This window comes from Erwinia sp. AK-PDG3-5, from assembly GCF_056821705.1.
The window spans coordinates 889312-902203 of sequence record NZ_CM165967.1 but is presented as its reverse complement, the minus strand read 5'-3'; the positions used below and the strand labels follow the sequence as shown (position 1 = coordinate 902203).

Sequence of the window (12892 nt, the reverse complement as noted above, 5' to 3'; positions counted from 1 at the left end):
ACACCATGGCAAGCCAAACTGATGAGATTTTTACCGCCGACTTCAAAACCAGCCCTTACTGGTGGGAAGCCGCGCCGCCTGAAACGGTTTTAGATCCTCTGCCGGCCACCGCCGATGTGGTGGTGATCGGCTCCGGCTTTGCCGGACTCAATGCCGCCATTGAGCTGGCACGCCACGGCAAAAATGTGGTGGTGCTGGACGCCAACGAACTCGGCAGCGGCGGCAGCACGCGCACCGGCGGGATGATCAGCAGCGGTCAGAAGTTGGTGGTTGGGGGTGCGATCAAAGGCATCTCGCCCGAGCTGTTCAGCAAGATGATTGCCGACTCCATCGCCTCTTTCGACTTTATTCAGCAGCTGGTCAAAAGCGAGCAGCTGGATGCCGACCTGTTTATCGGCGGTCGTTATTTTGGCGCGCACACCAAAAAGCAGCTCGACAGCCTGTATCAAATGGGCGATATCCTGCACAAGGTGACCGGCGTGACCGTGCATAAGGTGAAGCGTAAAGAGCAGGCGTCGATCATCGGTTCTGAGTTCTATCACGGCGGGATTCTGGTCGATGAGTACGGCGGCGTGCATCCGGGGAAATACAACAAGGCGCTGCGCGATTTGGCCCGCCAGCTGGGTGCCACCTTGTTCTCCCACGCGCGCGTCACCGCGATTACCCCGCGCGATGGCGGAAAAATCGTTAATACTGAGCGTGGAGCCATTGCAGCACAAGAAGTGTTAGTGCTCACTAATGGATACACCGATACGTTGGCCACGCCAAACCTGGCTAAACGCATTGTGCCGGTGAAAAGCTATCAAATCGCCACCGAACCGTTACCGCCAGAGCTGATGGCGAAGCTGATCCCCGGCGGCAGGATGATCACCGACAGTCGCCGCGATCTGATCTATACCCGCCCTTCTCCCGACGGCACGCGCCTGCTGTTTGGCTCGCGTCCTGGCATGATGGACTGCGACGATAAAACCGCCGCGATTAAGATCCGCGAAAGGATGCTGGCGATTTGGCCGGAATTGACGGGCTACAAAATCAGCCACGCCTGGAGCGGTTATGTCGGCATGACGCACGATAAAACCGCCTATGCCGGGCTGATGGATAACGCGCGCTTTGCGGTAGGCTGCAACGGTAACGGCGTGGCGTTAATGAGCTGGCTGGGATACCGCACCGCGCAGAAGGTGCTGGGCACGGAACCGCGTCCGCTGTCGTTCGATCGCCCCACCTTTAAGCGCATTCCGCTGTACGATGGACGCCCGTGGTTTGTGCCTTTTGTCAGCGGCTGGTATCGCCTGCGTGATGCGGTGGACAAGCGGCTGGATTGAGGCGGGTTAGCCGCAGTGCACGCGATTACGGCCCCGGCGCTTGGCTTCATAGAGCGCCACATCGGCCTGGCTGTAAAGCAGATCAAACTCGCTGGCCTGCTGGCCCCAGCTAACCCCGAGGCTGACGGTCACCAGCTGATGCGGCATCGATTTCAGCGACGATGCATTGAGTGAAGCATGGATATAGCCCGCCACAATCACTGCCTGCGCCAGGCTGTGGCGCGGCAGCAAAATCGTAAACTCCTCACCGCCGACCCGACCCACACTGCCTTCCTGCGGTACACAACCGCCGATCCGCTGGATCAGCTCACGGATCACCGCATCCCCGACCGGATGGCCATAACGGTCATTAATCGCCTTAAAATGATCGATATCCAGCAGGATCAACGCCGCTTCATCCTCCAGCAGCGCACTGCTGATATGGTTGATAATGGCGCTACGGTTGAAGACATCGGTGAGCGGATCGTGCGTGGCTTCGTATTCCAGCTTTACCGCCAGCTGCTGGAGCTGCTCGTTAAGCATGTTCAGCTCGCGTTCTGCCCGATCGCTGCGGGAGATCAGCCGATAAGACTCGCGCATCAGCTGCTGATAGTGGCCGCTGAGTTGCTGCAACGCCTCACGGTAGCGCTCGGCCGGCAGCTCGGAGTGGCTGGCCAGCGCCTGCGAGTGCTGCAAAATGCTCTTTTCCTGAGTGAACAGTTCATCCAGGCTCATCATGACAGCGCCCCCGGATGAAGGTGGAAAGTGATCGCTGGAAAATCCAGGCTCAGCTCCTGACCAAACTCTTCCGAGATGTCATCTTCCGGATCGTAATACCAGTGCAGGGTGGTGGCGATGCCCGCGACCGCTCCGCTGTTTAACACACCGAACAAGCCAAACAGCATTTTGGTGCTGGAGCTGTTGAAATAGCTCAGGGAGACATGTATCGCCATCTCTGTTTCGCTATGCAGCGCATGGGAAGCGGTGAACCCTTCCACGGCGGTCACTAACGGACGATAAAAGGCGGCGGCATTTTCCGGATAGGATTCGCCACGCAGCGACAGCACCCGGCCGTCGAAATTAAACTCAACTTCGGGTGTGCATGAAGTTGCAGGAATGCTGATGTCGTTCATGTTGTCGCTCTGCCCTAAATAATGGCTTTCAGATAAAAGGCGGATAAATCCGTAGATTCCACCTGTTGAAAAGTAAATTCCAGCGGCTCACTGACGTCACGCGCCAGCGTCAGCAGGCCAATATTGGCCCCTTTACTCCACGCGGGAGCCTCGGCACGCAGCGAGGCTTTATAAGTCAGTTTGATCTGCTCATCGCTCATACTTTGCAGCGTTTCCAGGCATTCGCGCAGGCGCCCGGTGTCTTCAGACCTGACCAGGTTGGCGCTCTGACAGACGTATTTCCCCTGGTCCATGCCAAAGGTCACTGAGCCAAAGCGCATTTCATCGTTATCCCGCAGCAGCGCCCGGCTGTCTGAGGAGTAGCGCAGGATATTCTGTACCATCTCAATAAAGGTGGAGAACAGCTTGCGGCGGGTGGCGAAAGAGCCTTCATTCTGCTCAAGGTACAGGCGGATCACCTCGCCCATCGCGGTAATGTTGTGTTGCGAGAAAAACCCTGTGTACTGCAACGCCACCACGTCGTGCTGCGACGGGCTGAACAGACCAGAGAGGACGGCATCATTTTTCATAAACATAATCTGCTTGTCGGCCTTCAGACATTAAAAACGGCACCCGAGAAAGGTCATATCATCGCGACGCGGCTGACTTCCCTGCCAGCCAAGGTAGGCATCCATCACGGCCTGAGCGATCTCAGGCATGGACTGCGTGCGGTGCTGTTGCAGCAGCGTCTGAATGCGCCGTTTGCCAAACATAATATTGCGCTCACCGCCGATCTGATCGGTCAGACCGTCGGTAAAGGTGAAGAACATATCCTGCCCTTTTAACGGCAGCTCATGCCGGGTCCAGCAGTAATCTGGCGGCGTGTCCGTGTAGCCAATGCCCATCCGGTCACAGCTCAGTGCAATGGCTTCTTCACTGACGGTGGACAGTAAAAAGCCGGAGAGCCGGGCTCCCGACCAGATCAGCCGCTGACGATCGCTGTCAATGAATACCGCCATCGCGTCACAGCCATCGTTGGAGAGTGAGGTTTGCTGCGACTGATTCAGCTGGCCGAGCGTTTGTTTAATCGAATGATTGATATGCGCCAGCAACTGCTGCGGCTGATCCGGCGGGCAATGCGCCAGCGCTTTCTCCAGCGCCGAAGAGAGGATCACCGTCATAAAGGCGCCGGGGACGCCATGGCCGGTGCAGTCGGCCATCAGCAATAGCCAGCCGCGATCGACCTGATGGAAGGCATAGAAATCGCCGCCAACACAGTCCCTTGGCTGCCAGCTCAGACACCAGTCCTTGAGTTCGGCAGCCAGCGTCTGTTGCGACTGATCGAGCATGGCTTCCTGGATCACCCGCGCGTATTCAATACTCTGCATGATCTGATGATGCTGCTGAGCCTGAAGATCCGAGACGGTTTTGATCACATCAATGCCCAGTCCCATACCGATATAGCGATCGGCGGAGGTCAGGATAAAGCCATCGGTGACCGATTTATCCCCGGAGGCGACCATCTGCTGCGTCACCGCCTCCAGCGTGCTTTCTGCATCAATCACCAGCGGGAACTTGTCCATAAAGGCGATGCAGCTTTTACGGTCATACAGCTCGCGGAAAAAGGGTCGCGACATCTGCGACAGAAAGATATGCCGGTTGATCATCCCAAACGGCCGATGCCCTTCCACCACCGGCAAACTGATCAGCGAGGCGTGCTGATTGAACAGATCCATGACGGCGAGGTTATCGCTTTCTGGGGTCACACAAGGCACATCAATGCACAGCGCGCGCGCAGTAAGCTGGCGCGAGCGGGCAGTAAAGGTGCTTAAAGGCTGGGCGGCGTAGTCCATTGTGCAGACTCGTGGCGAATCAAGATGAACAGAATAGGTCGGAAATATGACAGCCTGATGGATTTACTCAGATTATTCTTAATACGTGCCCTTATGTCAGCTAAACGAAAACCGGCAGCAGGATGTTTTTTACAGGCGGAAAACAGCGATGCATGCGCTGTAAAATTCGACTGACTGCGCAGGAAATTATCACTTATTCCCTGGGTTGATGGAAAAGAGTGCAATCAGTTGCGTTTTGATGACAAAGCCATTGACGCCCCGCTGCCAGTAAGGTTTAATGCGCCGCGTTGCCCGGATAGCTCAGTCGGTAGAGCAGGGGATTGAAAATCCCCGTGTCCTTGGTTCGATTCCGAGTCCGGGCACCATCATTCAGAAAAACCAGCCTACGGGCTGGTTTTTTGCTTTCTGGGGTTCCGGTAAATTTCTGGTCGTTTTGACCGCTAATGTCGCTGCTTTACCTCTTCCATCCAGCCTAAACATTTCCTCTAAGTGGCAACCATCCCCTCTGGTCGCGGTGGTCTTGCCTGTCAGACTTCACATCCTCAATAGACACTATTTCCACATGAGCACCTGGCTAACGGATTTTACTGCACGGCTACATCCGCTCTTTGTTCGGTCTGAAGTAAAACGCATACCACCTGCGTTGGACACTCCTCACTCCCCCCCACATCAAACCGAACATTTTTCACTCAGAATGATTTGGCTTTAGTCATGTTTTGGATATTATGCCTACGATATCATTATGATTCATGTGGGATTATGGTCAGACTACTGGTAATACCGAGAGACAGGCTCTAAATCGGAGATAGAACGTTCTGCAAAACGGGGCTTACCGTAAATCCATAAATGACCTGCAACCTTCAGCCCACTGCATATTAAGATAACAGTGAATATTTTGGTTAAGTTGCGCCCCGTGCAAGGTGGGAATCAATTTAAAAAATTGAATTAAAAGGATTTAAGTGCAAAATGGACGCAACAGACAACACGACAGTGACCTGCCTGAGTCACAAAATGAAGTACAAAGAAGTCGCCTGCGGTAAGCAGCGGATGCACTGGCTGGAGCTGCAGTTCGTGGATGAGAACAACAACCCAGTTTCCGGTCTCAACGTGCAGCTGGAGTATCATCCGCTGGCAACGGCGGCAGAGCTGGCTCTGTGGGCCAGAGGCGGACACACTCAGTTTGACCCCACACCGCCGCCGAACCCGCCCGCCGGTGTCACTGACAGTGAAGGTCTGGTACGGTTTGATGATCTGTACTGGATAGCGGTAGATGTGAAAACAGACGGCCAACAACTGGCCGACGAAATGGAGCAGCGACCGCTAAGCATCAACCGTAACCCTAACAGCCAGCCAGTGAGTAATAATCTTTTCCGGCCGGAAACCCATGATCCCACATGGCGCTCAGACGTGCAGGGGAAAGCTGAAGACGCCGGTTACCGCCATCACTATGTGACCATCGGGGAGCTGTGTGACCGGTTGCCGGATATGCCGGGATGGACTGAGACTGATCCTCCAATGTTTCATTTTCCGACCGGAAAGGAGATGAAAGGGACGAAAATCGCGCGGGACGCGCTGGAGCAGCGCCATGTGATAGAAATCTGTCCTTTCCGGGCGTGGGTGCTGTCGTTACACGACACGAAAGATTATGACCTCGCCAATGGGCTGAACCTCGGCATCATGGCCGACCTTGTGTATGCCGCAGAGTCTAATAACCCGACTATCGATTATTTTTTCCGGCGGAAGTGTCAGGATTTGTCCTGCATCCCGCAGTTTGCCGAGTATCCGTCGTGGTTCCACACGCTGGCGGTGGATGTGCCGTTCCGCGAGCGCTATCTGCCTCCGGTCTACCTGAACACCGGGGAGGGGCCGACGAGAGAAGGTGATACCCGCCTGTTTACGGTGGAATGTGCTGCACATGTGCTGGTCGCCTGGTGCGGTACCGATAGCCTGCTGAATATCCTGACCGATTTGTCTTTTGCCCCTAAGCGCTGTCTGCCGGAGCTGGCCGTAGCGGGAAATGTTCACGGTGGTTTTCTGGGCGCCTATCAACTGGCAAAACGGAAATTCGGGGATAAGTTTGATCTTCGGGCTATCAGGACATCTTTAGACAAAGGAAAATCATTATTTATTTGTGGTCACAGTCTGGGTGGTGCTCTAGCGCTGCTTTATGCCGCTGAAATGAAGGATTACCAGCCAGTTCTATACACCTACGGGATGCCACGAACTTTCACCCGCTCGGCGATAGCCTCTCTGGGGAATATCAAACACTACCGGCACGTTAACGACAATGACACTATCACGCAGATCCCGCCGGATGCCGATCTTGATAATGAATTTTACAGAAAGTGGGGACCTCTGGGCGACAAACTGGGATTTGACTGGTCATTGACCACGGCAGCTGGACTCAGCGTGGCCGTGCGGGACCTGACGTACCAGTCAACTGGGCTTGCAGAGAAAAAAGAACCGTACTGGCATCACGGCAGCACAGTGATATTTTTCCGGGCGCAGCAGTGCGCGATGCGGGCCGCCAGTCCGTACCAGAAAAGCCTGGTCGACGGGCAGGCCTACTCACGGCATTTTGTGGCCACTAAGTTGTATGTGGTGCCGTCCCTGAATGAGGAGTGCCTGAAATCCACCGGTGAACATCAGGCCTCGTTTATCCATTGTCTGAACCCGGCCAGCCTGGCAAAGACCTTTCCGCAGAACACTAACCCGGAGCTGAACGGCATCGGAACAGATCCCCGCAGCCACTCGATGGCGCACCGCTACCTGCCCTATATTCACAATCAGTTGCTGGAACTGGCCGATCCGACCCGCGATATGAACCGGAGAGAGATGCGGGTCATGTTCCGGGAAGAGGTTGAGAAAGCCGCAGCCTACAGTAACCCGGATGAGGTTGAACGTAACCGTGAGTTTCTGGCGTTGCAGGACATGCTGCCGGTGGCTCTGAGGGGGACACAAGCCGAAGAAACAGGAAACAATGCCCTTCTGCGTTTTGCGGCGGTAACGGAGGAAGAAGTTGAACTCTCTCAGTAAAACCGCCGTCATTGCATGCGCTTTGACTCTACTTTTCGGGTGTGATAACCGTCCGGATAAGACTCTTTCTCCCCCGGCAGATGCAAAGTGGGTGGATGTTACTTTCCGGGTTCCGGAGGGGATTACGCTGCAGCCCGCTGAGCTGCTGTATCGTTCGGCGCAGTGTAAGTCAGTCCGCTATAACTCGAGCAATGAGCCGCATGATATTCCGGGCTATAACGATGTTAAACGACCGTTCGATGTGTCGGATAGCAGCAATGTCCGTCATCTGCGCGTCACAGTGGACGGTGGCGGCCCGTGTCAGTGGCAGCTAAACTCGCTGCTGGTAAGCTTCAGGATTGCGGATGATGTTCCCTTGGTGAAGGGGAAAAAGGTTATCGATACCAGTTATATATTCGATTTTGGAGACTATGGTCTCAGTGATGGCTATGGGACTGGGCGGGCTAAAGTGTCCAGCGGAGAGATAATTGAACTAAAAACAGACTTTTTCCCAATGGTTGTTCACCACATTGATAATCAAGCGGATCTGTCTCTTTTCGGTGGTAATACAGGATATGAGCAGTGGAGGAGGAGATATAAAACACTGGATGTAGAAAACATCAATATTGAGCCGAAAATACACCTCAGCAAAGTAGTTGTGTTAACTCCACCAGCAATTCGCCCTGGAAATATAACTGCGACTTATCCAAATGGTTTCAGTGAAGATATCACTCATATCTACCCAGATTATGACAAGTTGCTGTCGATGAAATAATGATGTATTCGTCGATCCGTAAAGGATCTCCTTGAGATCCTTTTCTTTGCGCGTAATTTCTTGCTCCGTAAACGAAAATATCGCTGCGAGCTTCTTCCCGCGTCCCGTAGATCTTTTTCTTTATCCGTTCACGCTTCAGCAGCCGGAAAAAACTCTCTGCAACTGCGTTATCGTGACAGTTACCGCGGCGACTCATGCTGCCCTCCAGTCGGTGTGATTTCAGGAACGATTGCCACTCATGGCTTGTGTACTGACTACCTTGATCAGAATGAACCAGCACCTGTTTTTGAGGATTACGTCGCCACACGGCCATCAGAAGCGCATTCAGGACAATATCTTTTGTCATCCGGGGTTGCATTGACCAGCCGATAACTTTGCGTGAGAACAGGTCAACAACTACGGCCAGGTACAGCCAGCCTTCGTGGGTTCGGATGTAAGTTATGTCCGTTACCCAACGTTCATCCGGTGCTTCCGGGTTGAACTGCCGCTGGAGTCTGTTGGGTGTCACGATACTGGCTTCACCTATACACGCTCGTGGGCTTCGATACCCGACCTGAGCCTTTATCCCGGCACGCTTCATCAGCCGCCAGACCCGGTTAATCCCGCATTGTTGCCCGCTATCTCGCAGGTCGAGATGGATCTTGCGATAACCATAAACGCAACCGGACTCCAGCCAGAACTGTTTGATCTGTCCTGTCAGCCTGAGATCCGCCTGATGCCGTGGTGAATGCGGCTGCTGAAGCCAAGTGTAATACCCACTCGGATGAACATTCAGCATCCGACAGAGCAGACGAACAGGCCAACAACAGGAGTTGTCACGGATAAAGGCGTACCTCAGTCGGACAGCTTTGCGAAGTACGCCGCGGCTTTTTTTAATATGTACCGTTCGTCAGTAACCCGCTTCAGCTCCTTCTGGAGTCGGCGGATCTCAGCCTGAGCATCTGACTGTTCTTTGTTGGTGGAAGAGTCCGGTCCGTACTTCTTTATCCAGGCGTAAAGACTGTGAGTAGTGATATCGAGACGTGTTGCGACGCTGGAAACAGAATGGCCTCGCTCAACAACCTGTTTTACCGATTCAATTTTAGACTCTTCGGGATAACGTTTAACGCTCATGAGCACCTCTCTTTTAAGTCATCTTAAATGACTCCGAGGTGTCTGTTAAACCTTTGGCGATTCACGAATGCTGAGAACAGATATTATTTGAGCTGAGATGACCACTATGTACCAGGAGCAGACTTTCTTACTGGAATAACTCGTTATGGAGATAAAAATTTTAAGGGCGGAAGTCTGCAGATGAGAATTTATAACATTGGGCATGTAATTTTAAATCCTCGAGTCGGCATGGTTAAATCAGTTATTAGGTTTTTACAAAATCCCTCACCTGCCTTCTTACTTTTGAATTACATTAGCTAACAGAGTAAGAGGTAAATATCTATGAACTATAAAAATCATATTTATTTTATAGATGAATCAATGGGTATTCCTGTCTATAGGATTATGCCAACACACAGTGTCCTTCCTTTTTTTGAAGGAATAAATTAAATTAAGCAAGACAAAATAGCTCACGAATTTATGAATAATATTTATAAAAGCTTGGAATATTTGAACACGAAAGCGAAGCTTGTTTAATTTATTCTGGTGATGATAATGGCGTTGTTGGTGATGTTTTTTATGTTTGAAATCATTCCAGCCAAACTATCAGTTACGGTGCTATTTTACCCAAGAATTGAAAAAACTTGAGCCAGGTATACGCATTGTCACGTGAGGACAAAGTTTGCGGTTTCAGCAATTACCTCCCCCTTTATTTAAGGCAGCGAAGATACGTTTCGCCTGAACGCCGCACGATTTCATCCGCGTTATCCGTTAAATCCTTGCCTTCAAAAGCGCCATACAGTTTCTTAAATTTCACCGTACTCAGGCGTTGTGTGATGTCGCTGACCGTTGCGGCGGGCAACGGCAGCATATTGGGGTAACTCCACATAAAGGAGACCCCCTGCCCGCCCGGCGCTACCTGAACGATGTCGCCGGAAAGCACGATACCTTCTTCTCGCGCCCAGTGCAGAACGCAGCCGCCAGCAAAATGCCCGCCGAGACGTATCACGCTGACATCGCGGGTCAGTTCGAGGGTGTCGCCTTGCCAAAAGGTAATCCAGGGGCTGTCGCGCATCACCCATTCACGGTCACTGGCATGCAGGTAAATTGGGGCGTTAAATTCTTCAGCCCAATCTTGCATGGTGGTGTAGTAATGAGGATGCGATATCGCGATAGCCTTAAGTCCTCCCAGTGAGGCCACTAACGTTATCGTAGCGTCATCCAGCGTGGCAATGCAGTCCCACAGAATATTGCCCTCAGGTGTACGCAGAATAAACGCGCGCTGATCGATGGCGAAATTTGGCACGGTGCGGAGGCTGAGGAGAGCGCTGTCGTGTTGTTTCCACTTATTGCTGTGCGAAGCACAAAGGGCATCAAAGTCCACCCATTGCTGCCCGGAAGCGGGGACATACTGACGTTCATCCTGGCATATCTTGCATTGAGCTGGCTGGGAACAGGTTATCTCATAAGATGTACCGCAGGCTTTGCATAACGTGATCATTGAGTGTTCCTCGTTCTTACGCTGATCCAGGGCAAGGGAGCGGTCTGCTCGGATTGTCAGACTCAGTACCTAATACTTTAGCCGCCGATCGAAGCGATAGATCAATCCAACCGCCAGCCCCAGCAATAACACCGGCGGCACCAGCGTGGTGAGCTGGGCATTGATTAAGAACAAAATCCCGAGATTAAGAACGATCTGGTAAACAATCCAGGTCACCAGCCCGACGATTACGCCCAGCGCTAAGCGACTTCCCAGTCCCGGCGCACGCGGCGTGCTGAAGGTGAAGGGAACCGCCAGCAGGATCATTGCCAGAATCAAAATGGGCCGCCCCGCTTTCTGCCACAAGGCACTTTCATACTCCAGGCTTGGCTGCGCGGTTTTGTGCAGATAGACAATATAGTCAGCGAGCTGTCGGGCCGAGAAACTTTCTGCGGGCAACGTGAGCCTCTTCAAATCTTCACCCGAAAACAGCGAATGCCACTGCATTTCTGGCAGATTACTGACGGTTTCCTGCTGCTTATCCCAGCGCTTTTCGGTGACATTGTGTAGCGTCCACATGCCCTTTCCGGCGATGGTCGCGCTCTGCGCAAAAATATAGGACTTCAACGTCAGGTCGGGCTGCCAGCTGAAGATTTCGATCCCCACCGGCTGGTTGTGATTATCCAACGATTGCACCGTCACAAAGTCATCCTGACTCCTCGCCCACAGCGCATTGCCGGCATCGGAGTCACTTTCTGCTTTCGCCATCGCGACATTTTTTATCTGCAACGCCCGCTGTTGCAACGGAGCGGCCACCCACTCATCTACCGCGCCGAGCGTCAGGGTCATCACCAGTCCGGCGCAGAACATCACCCGCGCAATGCTGGAGATCGAAAACCCGGCGGTGCGGATAGCGGTAAGTTCCAGACTCTTGGAGAGCTGCCCCAGCCCGACAATGCCGCCCAGCAAGGCAACAAAGGGCGCAAGATCCACCAGGCTGCGCGGTAAGGTCATCACGACCACCAGCAGCGCCTGCGTCCAGCGATAGCCGCCCGGCGCCACATCATCGAGTTCGTTAATCAGGTTGAAGGTGGTGAACAGCGGGATCAGCAAACCCGCGGCCGCAGCAAATCCGATAAAGATATTCCGCATCAGATAGCGGCTGAAAATAGTCATCGGGAGAATTTCCGCAGCAGAGAGAAATCGCGCGCAATACAGCAGGCTAAGCCAATCAGCATCACCAGCGGAACCAGCCACACGCCGGGGATGGCAGGCAGCGAACCATTGGCTACCAGCGTGCGGCAGACGTTGCCACCATAAAAAATGGCGGTAAACAGCAGCGTCAGCGGCAGTAAGGTGGCGTAGCGTCCCTGCCGGGGTTTGGTGCGGCTGAGCGGGATGGCTAACAGCACCATCAATAAGGTGCTGAGGCCGCGGCTTTCCCGCCACTGCAGTTCTGCTTTATCTGCCGGATCCGACGACCGCCTTAACTCGGCCACGGGAGCCGACTTTCGCCTGACTTCCTGACTTTCAATAAAGGGTTTCAACGCGATATTGAGGCTGTGGTAATGCTGCATATTGTCCTGCGCCCCCTCGCGATCCAACACATACGCCGTGCCGTTCTTCAGGTTTACGCTGGGAGTGGCCGGTGAAGGATCGGTGACCACCACCGAATGCGCCCGGTACAGGTTGGTATTTTTCCCGGAGCGGGAGTAAATCAACGCGTCGGTAAGCTGATGACTGGCAGGCTCGATGCGGCTGGCCATCACCATTCTGCCGCTGCCATTAACGTTAAATTTATTGGCCTGTAAATGGCTGACATCCAGCACCGACTGCGACTGTTGCTCCAGCCGGTAGATATTGCCATACGCCCACGGACGGCCGTAAAGAGACAGCAGCGTCACCACCACCGCCAGTGGAATCGCTAAAAACAGCACCGCTTTATACAGGCGAGCCGGGCTGGCACCGGCGGCAAGTATTGCGGTGATTTCGGAGTCAGTGTAAAGCTGGCCCAGCGCGACGGCGGTGGCAACATACAGTCCAACCGGCAGCAGCATCTCCAGCGCAATCAATACTTTGTAGCAGACGACATCAAACACCACCTGCAACGCAAGCGTGCCATTGGCCGCATCGGTCAGGTAGCGCTGTGCGGAATAACTGGCGAACATCACCACCAGAAAACCGACGATAACCATCACCAGCCGACGAATTTCAACCGTGATATAGCGTTCAATCAGCGACACAACGGTTCTCCTTTCGCGCCA

General features: G+C 53.5%; 11 protein-coding genes and 1 tRNA gene. 4 read left to right on the top strand and 8 right to left on the bottom strand.

The window, feature by feature from the left end:
- The first annotated feature begins 5 nt into the window (after window positions 1–5).
- Complete coding sequence (locus AC1UKS_RS04135; protein ID WP_482435904.1) at window positions 6–1322, top strand: NAD(P)/FAD-dependent oxidoreductase; 1317 nt, start codon at window positions 6–8, stop codon at window positions 1320–1322.
- 6 nt (window positions 1323–1328) lie between these two features.
- Here the strand turns inward: AC1UKS_RS04135 and AC1UKS_RS04130 are convergent, their stop codons facing one another.
- From AC1UKS_RS04130 to AC1UKS_RS04115, 4 genes are read right to left on the bottom strand one after another with little or no spacing between them, the layout of a single operon-like run.
- A complete protein-coding gene (locus AC1UKS_RS04130; protein WP_482436881.1) occupies window positions 1329–2036 on the bottom strand; it encodes a GGDEF domain-containing protein in 708 nt (235 codons plus the stop codon).
- Window positions 2036–2434 (bottom strand): DUF1987 domain-containing protein, encoded by a 399-nt coding sequence (locus AC1UKS_RS04125; protein ID WP_482435902.1) that lies wholly within the window; start codon window positions 2432–2434, stop codon window positions 2036–2038. The genes AC1UKS_RS04130 and AC1UKS_RS04125 overlap by 1 nt, the downstream gene beginning before the upstream one ends.
- Window positions 2435–2448: 14 nt before the next feature.
- Window positions 2449–3003 carry a SiaB family protein kinase gene (locus AC1UKS_RS04120; protein WP_482435901.1) on the bottom strand — a complete coding sequence of 185 codons (555 nt, stop codon included), beginning with the start codon at window positions 3001–3003 and terminating at the stop codon, window positions 2449–2451.
- A gap of 30 nt (window positions 3004–3033) precedes the next feature.
- On the bottom strand, window positions 3034–4266 hold the full coding sequence (locus tag AC1UKS_RS04115; RefSeq protein ID WP_482435900.1) for a PP2C family protein-serine/threonine phosphatase: 1233 nt from the start codon (window positions 4264–4266) through the stop codon (window positions 3034–3036).
- 289 nt (window positions 4267–4555) lie between these two features.
- Between AC1UKS_RS04115 and AC1UKS_RS04110 the strand changes: the two genes are divergently transcribed.
- The 3 genes from AC1UKS_RS04110 to AC1UKS_RS04100 all read left to right on the top strand — a co-directional run bounded on the left by AC1UKS_RS04110 (window position 4556) and on the right by AC1UKS_RS04100 (window position 8056).
- Window positions 4556–4631: transfer RNA gene (locus AC1UKS_RS04110), tRNA-Phe, on the top strand.
- 601 nt (window positions 4632–5232) lie between these two features.
- Window positions 5233–7302 (top strand): lipase family protein, encoded by a 2070-nt coding sequence (locus AC1UKS_RS04105; protein ID WP_482435899.1) that lies wholly within the window; start codon window positions 5233–5235, stop codon window positions 7300–7302.
- On the top strand, window positions 7286–8056 hold the full coding sequence (locus tag AC1UKS_RS04100; protein WP_482435898.1) for a hypothetical protein: 771 nt from the start codon (window positions 7286–7288) through the stop codon (window positions 8054–8056). The genes AC1UKS_RS04105 and AC1UKS_RS04100 overlap by 17 nt, the downstream gene beginning before the upstream one ends.
- On the opposite strand, the gene AC1UKS_RS04095 is transcribed toward AC1UKS_RS04100, so the two are convergent.
- The 4 genes from AC1UKS_RS04095 to lptF form a co-directional block, all read right to left on the bottom strand.
- A protein-coding gene (locus AC1UKS_RS04095) for an IS3 family transposase (protein ID WP_482435897.1) occupies window positions 8010–9169 on the bottom strand; the annotation gives its coding sequence in 2 pieces (ribosomal slippage) (window positions 8010–8938 and window positions 8938–9169; 1161 coding nt in all). The genes AC1UKS_RS04100 and AC1UKS_RS04095 overlap by 47 nt on opposite strands.
- A gap of 688 nt (window positions 9170–9857) precedes the next feature.
- Window positions 9858–10649 carry an MBL fold metallo-hydrolase gene (locus AC1UKS_RS04090; protein WP_482435896.1) on the bottom strand — a complete coding sequence of 264 codons (792 nt, stop codon included), beginning with the start codon at window positions 10647–10649 and terminating at the stop codon, window positions 9858–9860.
- A 69-nt stretch (window positions 10650–10718) separates the two neighbouring features.
- Complete coding sequence (gene lptG / locus AC1UKS_RS04085; protein ID WP_482435895.1) at window positions 10719–11804, bottom strand: LPS export ABC transporter permease LptG; 1086 nt, start codon at window positions 11802–11804, stop codon at window positions 10719–10721.
- Window positions 11801–12871: an LPS export ABC transporter permease LptF gene (lptF, locus tag AC1UKS_RS04080; RefSeq protein ID WP_482435894.1), complete on the bottom strand. Its 1071-nt coding sequence runs from the start codon at window positions 12869–12871 to the stop codon at window positions 11801–11803. The genes lptG and lptF overlap by 4 nt, the downstream gene beginning before the upstream one ends.
- Between the last annotated feature and the right edge of the window lie 21 nt (window positions 12872–12892).